The following is a 13,311-nucleotide window of genomic DNA, read 5'->3' as shown; positions in this document are numbered from 1 at the left end:
CGCTTTTGTTTTATCTAATCTAATTTCATCACTCTGCTTGTCATACTTTAGCCAAACTTATCTTAGTTTATAGAGGTTTGCTTAGTTGCGGGGGTTACTAGCTCTGGCAATTTCGATTAAGCTACTTAGCCTACTCTCATCGATTCAAATAAGGTGCTCGCGTTGGAAAGTCTGATTACCGTGTTTATTTGCTGTGTTGTTCTTGGGTCATTTGTTGGCTTTATGGCGGGCTTGCTTGGCATAGGCGGCGGCTTAATTATTGTTCCCGCGCTTTTATATATATTGCCGTTTGCAGGAATTGAAGTGGCTTACCCAACGCATATTGCGATTGCAACCTCACTTGCGGCGATTATCTTAACCTCTGCGTCTTCAGCAAGGGCCCATCATAAGCGGGGGAATATTCCTTGGGAGCTGTTTAAGCCAATGCTGCCTGGTATTATTTTGGGTGCAATTGTTGCTGGATCAATCTCAGAACTTATTTCAGCGGAAGATTTGAAACGAATTTTTGCTGTATTTGTCGTCCTGATGGCGATTCAAATGGCATTCCCATTTAAGTCAGAAGTCGAAAAAGAACTGCCGGGAAAACCTGTATTATTTGCAGTCTCTATGTGCATCGCGTTGATTGCCGGCTTAATGGGGATCGGTGGTGGGGTGTTATTGGTTCCTTACCTCACTTGGAGTGGTTTACAGATGCGAAAAGCCGTAGGCTTCTCATCGGCAACAGGGCTAATGATTGCGTCATCAGGAACCATTGGCTACATCATTGCTGGCTGGGATGTAACAGATTTGCCGACTGGAGCGATTGGTTTTATCTATCTACCTGCACTCGTAGGAATCGTGGTGACATCCATGTTGACTGCACCGCTGGGGGTGAAAGCGGCGAGTACTTGGCCAACACCAGTACTAAAGAAAATATTTGCAGTATTGCTTGCGGTAATTGGACTGAAGCTCATGCTATCCTAGCGCCGAAAATTTACATCATCTTGAATTTAGAAAAGAGGTTTTAGGGTTCATGCAGCAATATCTTGATTTGTGTCAGCGCATTGTGGAACAGGGTGTTTGGGTTGAGAATGAACGAACCGGAAAACGCTGTAAAACAGTGATCAATGCAGACTTGACCTATCAAGTCGCTGATGGGCAATTCCCTCTCATTACGACACGTAAAAGCTTTTGGAAGGGCGCGATTGCAGAAATGCTTGGTTATTTGCGTGGTTATGATAATGCAGCTGATTTTCGAGCTATTGGATGCAACACGTGGAATGCCAATGCTAATGAAAACCAAGCTTGGTTAAATAATGCTCACCGGAAAGGTGAGGATGATATGGGGCGCGTCTATGGCGTTCAAGGCCGAGCATGGAGTAAGCCTGATGGTGGCAGTATTGATCAGTTCAAAAAGATTGTTGATAACTTAAGCCGTGGTATTGATGATCGTGGTGAGATTTTAAGCTTCTATAATCCTGGTGAGTTCCACATGGGGTGCTTGCGCCCCTGCATGCATACCCACAATTTTTCGTTGCTTGGTGATACCTTGTATCTCAATAGCTTCCAGCGTTCTTGCGATGTACCACTAGGCTTAAACTTTAATCAGGTTCAAGTTTATTTTTTATTGGCGATAGTTGCACAAATTACCGGGCATAAGCCTGGTGTGGCTTACCATAAAATTGTTAATGCGCATATTTATGAAGACCAGTTGGACTTAATGCAGTCTGTGCAGCTCAAGCGCGAGCCATTTCCCTCACCTACGTTAAAAATTAACCCAGATATTAAATCTTTAGAAGATTTGGAAACTTGGGTGACTCTAGATGACTTTGAATTGGAAGGTTATCAACATCACGAAGCGATTAAATACCCGTTTTCTGTTTAAGTCCTTATTTTTGTTTTGTTGAAAAAGCACTCGCAAGAGTGCTTTTTATTTGTACAAATCATTACAAAGTAAATCAATAGCTCGGAATATCCGATGTTAATGGCTTGAACTATCGATTATTCATGTGTCATTGCAGCCATTAGACTACCCCAATTCAAATTGGAGGAATTCATGGAACGGGCAATTAAAAACTTTTTAAGTCAGGAATCTGCTGGGGGCATTTTACTTATGCTTGCGGTTGTCGTGGCGATGTTATTGGCGAACTCACCATTTGCGAGTTATTACTTAACTTTTTTAGATACGCCAATGCAAGTTCGTGTTGGTGCACTAGATATAAATAAACCACTTTTACTTTGGATAAACGACGGTTTAATGGCTATCTTCTTTTTGCTCATAGGTTTAGAGGTTAAACGAGAGCTTTTAGAAGGCGCACTTTCCACTAGGGCGCAAGCATCACTTCCTACGTTTGCTGCTATTGGTGGCATGATATTTCCTGCGTTAATTTACTTAATGTTTAACAGTGGCGACCCAACCACAAAAGTCGGATGGGCGATTCCTGCCGCGACTGATATTGCGTTTGCCCTTGGCATCATGGCTTTGCTAGGCAGTCGTGTGCCAGTTGCTCTTAAAATTTTCTTATTGGCGTTGGCCATTATTGATGATTTGGGTGTGGTTGTGATTATCGCACTGTTTTACAGCAGTGACTTGTCGATGATGAGCCTTCTTATTGCAAGTATTGCGATTGTAGGTTTAGTGGCCTTAAACCGTAAAGGGGTAACGGCACTAGGTCCATATGGAATGCTTGGCGCGGTACTTTGGGTTGCAGTTTTGAAATCAGGGGTTCACGCAACTCTGGCTGGTGTCATTATCGCATTCTGTATTCCACTGCGAGCAAAAGATGGGAGTTCGCCATCGGAGAAGCTGGAACATAGTATTCACCCATGGAGTACCTTTTTAATTCTACCTTTATTTGCGTTTGCTAATGCTGGTGTTGACTTAAGTGGTATGCAATTGACGGATATTGTTTCACCGGTACCTGTGGGTATTGCTTTAGGCTTGCTCGTTGGTAAGCCTCTGGGTGTAATGCTAATGAGTTATATGGCCGTTAAATTGAAATGGGCGGAATTACCCAAAGGAATTGGGTGGCAGCACATAGCGCCTGTAGCGGTGATGTGTGGTGTGGGCTTTACCATGTCTATGTTTATCGCCTCCCTTGCATTTGAGCATGGCGGAGAAGCTTATAGTGACTTAGCACGACTAGGAATTTTAGTTGGCTCACTTGCTTCAGCATTAATTGGATATGTTTGGTTAGCCAAAGTGCTGCCCAACACCGAGCCTAAATCAGTTTAATTCAAAAAATTGCAGGATAATGGATATGAATATATCGATTATCCTGTCAACGATTTGCTGCGGTTGACTCTCAGCATGTCAATTGCTGATGTCGAATCGCTGAAAGCTTATCCATTGGGTGGAAGCTCCATCCAACGATAGCCTAATGGGGAAGGAATCATCGATGGTGTGCTTAGATATATATAAATCTATTGCTTCACGTGTTGGCTGTTATGACGATGACAATCGGATGCGAGCATACCGCTCTGAAATGCACTTTCAATAAGCTTATACCACTTCTTACGAGTCATAGTTCCATGTCTGCAGGTGATCAAAGCCGGTGTGATTGAAACCGAAACACAGTTCAAAGTTGAACACCAACAGCAGTTGACGGATATTGTACAAAACCTGTTAGACTGCCAAATAGTTCAGTAGCGTTTTAGGCAGAGGAGCGCATGAAGCACCTAAATTACAATCACTTGTACTATTTTTGGATGGTTCATAAAAAAGGCTCTGTGAGCAAAGCGGCAGAGGCATTATTTTTGGCACCACAAACTGTCACTGGGCAGATACGTGCTCTTGAACAACGCCTAGATGGACGCTTGTTTAAGCGTGTTGGTCGGAAACTGGCGCCCACTGAACTGGGGGAAGTAGTTTATCGTTACGCTGATAAAATGTTTAGCCTCAGCTATGAAATGGTGGACTTATTGAATTACCAAAAGAATAAGTCGACTTTGTTTGAAGTTGGTATTGCTGATGCTTTATCAAAAGCATTGTCAAGTCGGGTGCTGTTGTCAGTCGTGCCGAGCGACGGCACCATGCATTTGGCATGTTACGAGTCCACTCATGAGCATTTAATTGAAAAATTGCGAGCGCACAAACTCGATATGATCCTTTCCGATTGTGCTGGCGAATCTCTAAAGTACCCCGAAATATTGTCAAAAAAGTTAGGTGAGTGCGGCATCAGTTTTTTTTCATCGCGGCAATATTCTAAGCCATTTCCTCAGTGCCTAGAGCAAGATAAGCTTTTGATCCCCGGAATTAAAACTTCTCTTGGTCAGCAGCTTTATCGATGGTTTGATGCTTGCCAACTTCAGGTCAGTATTCTAGGGGAGTTTGATGATGCTGCGATGATGAAAGCTTTCGGCTATTTTAAACAAGGGATTTTTGTCGCGCCTTCTATTTATCAGCAAGACATCTTAGCCCATGGTGTGGCTTTAATTGGACAAACCGATGAGATAAAAGAAGAATATCATGTCATGTTTGCGGAGCGGATGATTCAGCACCCAGCGGTTAAGCGTCTTCTAGAAACTGACTTTACAGAGCTTTTTTCAGGGCAAGATATTCAATCACAACAGTTTTAGCTTGCATTTGGAGCTGCTAAACTAGTGAAGCATTTTTTAGATTTTGAACGGGAGTTGCTATTGTGCAATTGATGGATATTGCGAGAGTTAGATGGGCGTGTCGCCGAGGTATGTTAGAGCTTGATGTATTATTCCAGCCTTTTGTAGAGAATCAATATCAGCATCTCGATGACCAGGGAAAATCAGACTTTATTCGGTTGTTAGAGTGTGAAGACCCAGAATTATTTGCTTGGTTTATGGGGCATGAACAATGCCCAGATCAAGCGCTTGCAGATATGATTGTGAAAGTTCGTGGACGCGCAGCACCTTAACATTCGAGTTGTTGCTTCTTTTCAGCAACGGCTAGCATGGCTGGTGCTCGGCGCGGTCTGTTTGACTTCGATGCTAGCTTGGCCCCCGGTAGTTAATCACTTTGAGCTCGCGATGTTTTGGTTAAGCTGTTTTTTCTTATGTTCTTTTTTTGGTTGGCAATTGTGGCAGCTACAGTTTTGGCAGTGCCAACTCATGTTAAATATGGACGGGCAGGGCAAGCTAAGACGTCATTCTGATTCAGAACCGCTTGAGTTTGAATTGGCTTCAAGGCGTTGGGTTACTCCCTTAGCATGCTGTTTCTATATTCGCTTTCATCATAAAAGCCAAAGGGGGGGTAAGCAGCTGATCATTATTTGGCAGGATATGTTACCGACGAAACAATATCGGCACTTAAGTCGAATCTTGATCAACTCAAAACCTATAAATATTTAGGTTGTCGTTGCGTCTATAGAGTGAATTACTGTCAAGCGTAGAGATTGATCTCCTGCTCGACATTAGTTTTGAAAGCTGTTGAATCTTGAACAGTTGAAACGTTGGTTGATTTTTGGCAGCAAGCTGAGTTGCTGCCGGTTAATGGTCATCTAGGGCTTAAGTATTGGGCTGCAAAATTGTCGGGGTAGGGCTGTCGACTTGCAGAGGGTGGTCAATATTATAATGCAAGCCTCGGCTTTCTTTACGTTCCATTGCACAGCGAATAATGAGTTCCGCTACTTGCACTAAATTACGAAGCTCCAGTAAATTATTACTGACTCTGAAGTGACTGTAATATTCGTGTATTTCCTGCTGTAGCATATTACAACGTCTTAAAGCGCGCTCTAAACGTTTGTCGCTTCGTACAATGCCGACATAATCCCACATAAATAATCTTAATTCGTGCCAGTTATGGGCAATGATTACCTCTTCGTCGGAGTTGGACACTTGGCTTTCGTCCCACGCAGGGATCTCAGCGATGTCGATGGTTTTATTTAATGAACCTTCAATATCATGGGCCGCAGCTCGAGCAAAGACCAAACATTCCAACAAAGAGTTACTTGCCAGTCGGTTAGCACCATGTAAACCGGTATAGGCGACTTCACCGATGGCGTATAAACCATTCAAATCCGTCTGACCAGTTAAGTCGGTCATGACACCGCCACAGGTATAGTGCGCAGCAGGGACGACTGGAATCGGCTCTTTGGTAATGTCGATTCCGAGCTCTACACACCGTTGGTGAATGGTTGGGAAGTGCTTGGTAATGAACGCTTCGGATTTATGACTAATATCTAAATAGACACAATCTACACCGAGTCGCTTCATTTCAAAGTCAATTGCACGCGCTACGATGTCTCTTGGAGCGAGTTCTGCACGCTCATCAAATTCTGGCATAAATCGACTGCCATCAGGGCGAACAAGTATGGCCCCTTCACCTCGAAGTGCCTCCGTCAGCAAAAAGTTTCTAGCATCTGCATGATACAAGCACGTTGGGTGGAATTGATTGAACTCCATATTGGCAACTCTGCAACCAGCGCGCCACGCCATTGCTATACCGTCTCCAGATGCAATATCTGGGTTCGATGTGTACTGATATACTTTCGAACAGCCGCCGGTTGCCAGCGTTACAAATCGAGCTTTGACGGTTTCGACTTGTTCCAGTTCGCGATTCCAAACATAAGCGCCTAACACGCGGTTGCCTGATAAGCCGAGTTTACGTGTGGTCACCAAATCGATAGCATTATATCTTTGTAAAACGGTAATGTTTGGATGCGAGAGCGCGCGGGCTTGTAAAGTATTTTGGACTTCTCGACCGGTCGCATCAGCGGCATGTAAGATGCGTCGATGGCTATGCCCGCCCTCCCGTGTAAGATGATACGGTGCATTTTGATTGTCACCGGAAGTGGATTCTTCTTTATCAAAAGCGACTCCGCAATCAATAAGCCATTGCATCGCACTTCGAGCATTTTCTGCTGTATAACTGACAACAGGTTTGTGACACAGGCCTGCGCCAGCGATTAAGGTATCATCAACATGGGATTCGACAGTATCGGTTTCGTCAAATACTGATGCGATCCCGCCTTGCGCGTAGTATGTGGAACCTTCAAAAAGTGGTCCTTTGGAAAGCAAAATAACCTTAGCTTTTTCTGCTAGGTGAAGCGCAAGAGTAAGGCCAGCGGCACCGCTGCCAATAACCAATATGTCAGATTGGTGTTCAACGAACTGTTTCATCAGGTATCATAGTATTGATAAGCATAAGCGCTATGGTAAACCAAGACGTGGTTTATGGGTATATTCAAGAATATTTAAAATAAATAGAACTTTTTCAGACAACGTTAGTCTACATATGTGCATATGATTCGAGCGACTGAGAAATCAGCATTACAGATTTAGGAGTAGTCGGCTCGGATGAGTGGACAATTAACAGATAAACAATTAGTTGAGCGGGTTCAACAGGGAGATAAGAACGCATTTAACCTGTTGGTGCAAAAGTACCAAAGTAAGGTTCTGAACCTGATTTCGCGATATGTGCGAAATCAAGCGGATGTTGCAGATGTTGCACAAGAGGCTTTTATAAAAGCATACCGTGCATTGCCTAACTTCCGCGGTGAAAGTGCGTTCTATACTTGGCTGTATCGAATTGCAGTGAATACGGCAAAGAACCATCTGGTTTCGCAAGGACGTCGAGCGCCTGCGAATGATATCGATGTCGAGGATGCTGAATATTATGACAGTGGTAATGCGTTAAGAGAGGTCGCCTCTCCTGAACGCTTAGTCTTGTCAGATGAAATTAGGCAAGTCGTTTTCGATACGCTAGATACATTACCAGAAGAGCTCAAAATGGCGATATCTCTCCGAGAACTTGATGGGATGAGTTACGAAGAAATTGCCAATGTGATGGAGTGCCCTGTTGGCACAGTTCGATCGCGAATTTTTCGCGCTCGTGAAGCCATCGATAAAAAGTTGCAGCCATTGCTGGAACAATAAAACCTTTTATTTAGACAGGTGAAGAATGGATAAATTAGGTCAAGAGTGGGTTTCATCAGTGGTTGATGGTGAAGCTAGTGAGCAAGATCTTGCTCATTTGTCACAAGACAAAGACGCTCAAGAAAAATGGCAAAATTATCATTTAATTGGTGATACGATCCGTGGTGAGCTACCACCAGCGTTGTCGCTTGATTTAACGCAAAGCATTGCCGATGCGATAGAAAAAGAGCCTTCAATTGTGGCTCCTGGTCATGCCAATAAGCCTGTTTCCAGCGATGAATTGAGTGATGTAGTAGAAGGTAATCCTGCCAGTGTGGTTGGCTTAGATATAGCGCCGACGGCAAAACCGTCTAATGTTGTGCCATTATTTAAGCAGCTTGGCCAATATGCTATTGCAGCGAGCGTTGCTTTAGTCGCGGTGATAGGTGTTCAAAATTATAACGTGCCTGCAGACATTGAGTCGTCTCCACTTCCTGTGTTGAATACTCGCCCATTGATTGGTAGTGCCTCTCCTGTGAGTTTGCAAACTGGGCAACCTAAAGCGACGAGCCAGAATGCGAGTCAAGGCTACAGTGAAGCTCAGTTAAATGAGCAGCGCCGACGTATCAACACCTATATTCAAGACCATATGTTACAGCAAAAGTTAAATACAGCGGCTTTGCACCAACATAAATCAGAGAAAGCTCAAGAAGAGCCGCAAAAGTAATTTCACCTTTCTAGAACGCACCTGTATTTGGTTCTTAGCAAATCTAGGATTTGCATCGGGAGTTGAATACAGGTGTTGTTATATATGACAATAGTAAAATTCAGAGTCGGTACTTTGCTGATCAATTGACGAGGAGTGAGTTTGCGTCTCTTACTACTAGCCTTCCTAGCCCTAAGTTTTTCTAGTTTCGCTGAACAGCAAAATGAAGAAGAGTCAAAAACGGCTGCGTTTGAAAATCTCTCCGCGAAAGCCTGGCTGCGAAATATGAGTCATGCATTGCAACAGCAACAGTTTAAATTGTCGCTCATAAAGTTAGATGCCGATCAGATCAAACCTATGGTTTATCTACACGGGAGAGTACAAGAGCAAGAAGTTGCGTTTTTAGAGTACCTCAATGGTCCTCCGAAGAACGCTGTTAGAGTTAACAATACGATTACATTTATTGAGCACGATAAGCCTCCTTACAGCGTGTCCGGTGGGCGGATCGAAGGGTTATGGCCCGCCGTTTTTGCTGCTAACATTGAGCGGCTTGAACAGGGATATCAATTTGTTTTAGGAGGCCGGAGTCGTATCGCAGGTCGACCCGGTCAAGTCATCCGCATCTTACCGAATGATCCACATCGCTTTGGTTACCAAATCTGGCTCGATATGGAGCATTTCCTACCTTTACGCTTTGATATGATCAGTAGTGAACGTCAATTACTTGAGCAGATTTTGGCGGTAGAACTCATCGTTCTACAAGAGACGCCATCGCTTCTTTTAGAGGCTTATAAACAGAAGTGGCCGCTAGTCATGAACCATACCGAGCGCCAACAAGGGCAAGATTGGCAGTTTCAATGGATGCCAGGTGGTTTTGAAGTTGTGGTTAGAGATCTCCGTCGCTTAATGGGTAGCGATTCGAGTGTGGAATATATTGCGCTCAGTGATGGACTTGCAAGTATTTCAGTTTATGTTGCGCGTGCTGGTGAAACGCCTTTACCCAATGAGCTAGTGGCAACCAATGGATTGTCAATTGCGACAGAACGGGTTGGTAATGTGGAAGTCGTCGCTGTGGGAAAAGTTCCTCCTGCAACCTTAAGTCGTTTAGCTCAAAGCTTGACTCTGGAATAACGGCCTATGATGGAAGAGATTGCCCGTGTTGTGTCTTATCAGGATGGTTGGGCTCAGGTTGAGGTTGAAGTGAAAAGTGCCTGTAACCATTGCAACAGCCAAGAGTCATGTGGCACTTCTGCTGTTGCCAAAGCGTTTAGTCGAAAAACACAACAGTTTTCTTTACCTTGCTCAGAGCCGTGTTCTGCGGGTGATCTATTACGGATAGGGTTACCTGAAAGTGTTATTTTGAAGGCTGCAGCATTGATTTATCTAATGCCGATCATTGGTTTTTTATTGATTGGTAGTATTGCGAATATGGTGTTACCAGTATTGGGTTTAGTTCATGAATTATTTGTTGCTTTGCTGGCAGTGACCAGTGGTTATTTAAGCTGGCGATATGCCAAAAAACGCGCAGCGCAATTAGAAAAAGATGCCACCCCAATTGTTATCGCGAATCTCGGTCGTGAAATGAGCTTACAGCGGGGTTAAATCAGAGTTCACCTCAGAAGCTGCTATCGCCACACTTAGCCTTGATAAAGATTGATACAGTGCTTGAAACCAAGTTCGCATAGAAATAATCAATTAAGCCTGCTTTTGGCGATTCACAGCAATTCTCGTTGGTATTAGCGCTGTGATCAGGTACAATTTTGCACTTTTGATTTTCAATCCATTTTGAGTGTAGTCATAACAGCATAATGAAACACATAAGAAACTTCTCAATTATTGCCCATATTGACCATGGCAAATCGACCTTGTCTGATCGCTTGATCCAGGATTGTGGTGGTCTTTCAAACCGTGAAATGGCGGCTCAGGTACTAGACTCCATGGAGATCGAGCGTGAGCGCGGCATTACGATTAAAGCGCAGAGTGTAACGCTCGAGTACAAAGCGAAAGACGGTGAAACTTACCAGTTAAACTTCATTGATACACCTGGCCACGTTGACTTTTCTTATGAAGTGTCACGCTCGCTGGCAGCGTGTGAAGGTGCTTTGCTAGTCGTAGACGCTGGACAAGGCGTAGAAGCACAAACCCTTGCAAACTGTTATACAGCGCTTGAGATGGATCTTGATGTTGTCCCGATCTTAAACAAAATTGATTTGCCACAGGCTGATCCAGAGCGTGTAGCAGAAGAAATTGAAGACATTGTTGGCATTGACGCTGTCGATGCGGTGCGTTGCTCTGCGAAAACGGGTTTAGGTATTGAAGATGTACTTGAAACCATAGTCGCCGATATTCCACCACCAGAAGGCGACCTTGACGGTCCCTTGCAGGCCTTGATTATTGATTCATGGTTCGATAGCTATCTTGGCGTTGTTTCATTGGTGCGTATTAAAAATGGCATCTTGAAGAAAGGTGACAAATTTAAAGTGATGTCGACTGGTCAAAACTATAACGCTGACCGCGTAGGTATATTCACACCAAAGCAAACCGATACACCGGAGCTCAAAGCCGGTGAAGTAGGTTTTGTGATTTCTGGAATTAAAGAGATCCATGGTGCGCCAGTTGGTGACACGCTGACACATGCTAAGCATGGTGCTGAAGAGCCATTGCCAGGATTCAAAAAGGTTACGCCTCAAGTTTATGCGGGTGTATTCCCGATTTCTACGGATGAGTTTGAAAGCTTCCGTGAAGCGCTCAATAAACTTAGTTTGAATGATGCATCGCTGTTTTTCGAACCAGAGTCATCCTCGGCGTTAGGGTTTGGTTTCCGGATTGGTTACCTTGGCCTGTTGCACATGGAGATCATTCAAGAGCGTTTAGAGCGTGAGTATAACCTTGACCTGATCACTACTGCGCCAACGGTTGTTTATGAAGTACAAATGACCAATGGTGAAGTTTTATATGTTGATAATCCATCGGGTTTACCAGCAATCAACAATATTGAAGAGATTCGAGAGCCGATTGTTGAAGCTAATATGCTGGTGCCAAAAGACTATTTGGGTAATGTGATCACCTTATGTGTTGAAAAACGCGGCGTACAAACCAATATGGTTTATCACGGCAACCAAGTTGCCGTAACGTACGAATTGCCGATGGCTGAAGTTGTGATGGACTTCTTTGACCGATTAAAATCAACCAGTCGTGGCTACGCGTCATTGGAATATAACTTCATTCGCTTTGAACCGGCAGATATGGTGCGCTTAGATATTTTAATTAATGGCGATCGTGTGGATGCGCTAGCAATGGTGATCCATCGTTCTAATATTCGTCATCGTGGTATCGCATTGGTTGAGAAGATGAAAGAGCTGATTCCACGACAGATGTTCGATATCGCGATTCAAGCGGCTGTTGGTAGCCAGATTATCGCGCGTTCTAACGTGAAAGCAATGCGTAAAGACGTTACTGCAAAATGTTATGGTGGTGATGTTTCACGTAAGAAAAAACTATTGAGTAAGCAAAAAGAAGGTAAGAAACGCATGAAGCAAGTCGGTAATGTGGAAGTTCCACAAGAAGCCTTCCTTGCCGTGCTTAAATTAAGCGATTAATTCAGTCTGACCTTTTGAAATCAAGAGATTAAGGCGCCGCTACTTGCGGCGCTTTAATTGTTTTTAGCCTTTTGGTATTGAGTGATTTAATCGCGTGATAGAAAGATTTACATACAATCTAAAGTTCAGGCTAGTGCGACTATTTCGTTAGAATAATGTGACGTGTTATCAGAGCCATCACAGATGTGCTTCTGGCTTTTGCAACTCGATAACGCGACTTGTTAAGATAGCTTTACATAAGGGTTGATTATCCCTTTTTCATTTTCAGGCGGGAGTTAGAAATACATGGCAGCCTATTTTTCCATTATTTTGGTATTAGTGACCTTGGGCAGTGGTCTTATCTGGGCTGTTGATGCCATGTTGTGGGCACCTAAGCGGCGAGAGCGCCTTGCTGTAGCGCAAGCAACAGAAGCAACAATCACCGAAGAAGTAGCAGATAAAATTACCCAAGAGCCTGTTGTTGTTGAAACGGCCCGATCAATTTTTCCTGTGATTACCTTTGTTTTGATTTTGCGTTCATTCTTATATGAACCGTTTCAAATACCATCGGGCTCAATGATGCCGACACTGTTGGTGGGTGATTTTATTCTCGTCGAAAAGTTTACTTATGGATTGAAAGATCCGGTTTGGCGTAATCAATTAGTGGATATGGATGACCCCAAACGCGGTGATGTGGTTGTGTTTAAATTTCCTGAAGATACGCGAATTGATTACATCAAACGGGTGATTGGCCTACCAGGTGACAAAGTTATCTATCGTAATAAACAGCTCTATATTCAAGAAGCTTGTAAAGCTCCGACGAATTGTCCAAAGCCTAAGCTAATCCAGCGAAGCGCTGTGAACGAAGGTGAGTTTAAGCAGCGTGGCGTGTCTTTATTACGCTTTGAAGAGCAATTGGGTGATGTTACCCATGATATTTTAGTGAACCCAAGACGCCCGGACCCCATTGGCTACTACCATCGAGCGCCAGGCTTAAAAGCGGGCGAGTTTGTTGTGCCTGAAGGTCAGTATTTTGTCATGGGTGATAACCGTGATAATAGTACTGACAGTCGATTCTGGGGGTTTGTTCCTGAAGAAAACTTAGTCGGTAAAGCGACCGCAATATGGATTAGTTTTGAATTTGGAAATCAGCCATCTGATTTTCTCCCAACTTGGTTGCCGACCAATGTTCGCTTTAGCCGTGTAGGTGGAATTATTTAA

Annotated in this window: 13 protein-coding genes; 12 read left to right on the top strand and 1 reads right to left on the bottom strand. The window is 43.8% G+C overall.

The window, feature by feature from the left end; translation table 11 throughout:
- Positions 1-162 precede the first annotated feature (162 nt).
- The 6 genes from IEY18_RS01670 (at position 163) to IEY18_RS17485 (ending at position 5,301) form a co-directional block, all read left to right on the top strand.
- Positions 163-963: a sulfite exporter TauE/SafE family protein gene (locus IEY18_RS01670; RefSeq protein WP_188917182.1), complete on the top strand. Its 801-nt coding sequence runs from the start codon at positions 163-165 to the stop codon at positions 961-963.
- A 49-nt stretch (positions 964-1,012) separates the two neighbouring features.
- The gene (locus tag IEY18_RS01665; protein ID WP_188917180.1) at positions 1,013-1,864 is read left to right on the top strand and encodes a thymidylate synthase; all 852 of its coding nucleotides are present in this window, start codon (positions 1,013-1,015) and stop codon (positions 1,862-1,864) included.
- A 171-nt stretch (positions 1,865-2,035) separates the two neighbouring features.
- Complete coding sequence (gene nhaA / locus IEY18_RS01660; protein WP_188917178.1) at positions 2,036-3,214, top strand: Na+/H+ antiporter NhaA; 1,179 nt, start codon at positions 2,036-2,038, stop codon at positions 3,212-3,214.
- A gap of 434 nt (positions 3,215-3,648) precedes the next feature.
- Positions 3,649-4,557: a transcriptional activator NhaR gene (gene nhaR, locus IEY18_RS01655; protein WP_188917175.1), complete on the top strand. Its 909-nt coding sequence runs from the start codon at positions 3,649-3,651 to the stop codon at positions 4,555-4,557.
- A 62-nt stretch (positions 4,558-4,619) separates the two neighbouring features.
- Positions 4,620-4,868, top strand: coding sequence for an FAD assembly factor SdhE (locus IEY18_RS01650; protein ID WP_188917173.1), 249 nt, complete (start codon positions 4,620-4,622; stop codon positions 4,866-4,868).
- Positions 4,849-5,301 carry a protein YgfX gene (locus tag IEY18_RS17485; protein WP_373290696.1) on the top strand — a complete coding sequence of 151 codons (453 nt, stop codon included), beginning with the start codon at positions 4,849-4,851 and terminating at the stop codon, positions 5,299-5,301. Before IEY18_RS01650 ends, IEY18_RS17485 begins: the two co-directional genes overlap by 20 nt.
- 156 nt (positions 5,302-5,457) lie before the next feature.
- Here IEY18_RS17485 and nadB read toward each other — a convergent pair whose 3' ends face one another.
- Positions 5,458-7,071 (bottom strand): L-aspartate oxidase, encoded by a 1,614-nt coding sequence (gene nadB / locus IEY18_RS01645; RefSeq protein WP_188917171.1) that lies wholly within the window; start codon positions 7,069-7,071, stop codon positions 5,458-5,460.
- A 177-nt stretch (positions 7,072-7,248) separates the two neighbouring features.
- On the opposite strand from nadB, the gene rpoE reads away from it, so the two are divergent.
- From rpoE to lepB, 6 genes are all read left to right on the top strand, one after another.
- A complete protein-coding gene (gene rpoE / locus IEY18_RS01640) occupies positions 7,249-7,827 on the top strand; it encodes an RNA polymerase sigma factor RpoE (RefSeq protein WP_188917169.1) in 579 nt (192 codons plus the stop codon).
- A gap of 25 nt (positions 7,828-7,852) precedes the next feature.
- Positions 7,853-8,533: a sigma-E factor negative regulatory protein gene (locus IEY18_RS01635; protein ID WP_188917167.1), complete on the top strand. Its 681-nt coding sequence runs from the start codon at positions 7,853-7,855 to the stop codon at positions 8,531-8,533.
- A gap of 141 nt (positions 8,534-8,674) precedes the next feature.
- On the top strand, positions 8,675-9,643 hold the full coding sequence (locus IEY18_RS01630; RefSeq protein WP_188917165.1) for a MucB/RseB C-terminal domain-containing protein: 969 nt from the start codon (positions 8,675-8,677) through the stop codon (positions 9,641-9,643).
- 6 nt (positions 9,644-9,649) lie between these two features.
- Positions 9,650-10,114, top strand: a complete 465-nt coding sequence (locus IEY18_RS01625) for a SoxR reducing system RseC family protein (protein WP_188917163.1) — start codon at positions 9,650-9,652, stop codon at positions 10,112-10,114.
- A gap of 206 nt (positions 10,115-10,320) precedes the next feature.
- Entirely contained in the window at positions 10,321-12,111 is a 1,791-nt protein-coding gene (lepA, locus tag IEY18_RS01620; RefSeq protein WP_188917161.1) for a translation elongation factor 4, read from the top strand.
- A 285-nt stretch (positions 12,112-12,396) separates the two neighbouring features.
- A complete protein-coding gene (gene lepB / locus IEY18_RS01615) occupies positions 12,397-13,311 on the top strand; it encodes a signal peptidase I (protein WP_188917159.1) in 915 nt (304 codons plus the stop codon).

This window comes from Shewanella gelidii, from assembly GCF_014647855.1.
GTDB classification, from domain to species: Bacteria; Pseudomonadota; Gammaproteobacteria; order Enterobacterales; family Shewanellaceae; genus Shewanella; species Shewanella gelidii.
Note: the sequence above shows the minus strand (reverse complement) of the source record. Positions and strands in the feature narration are given on the sequence as shown.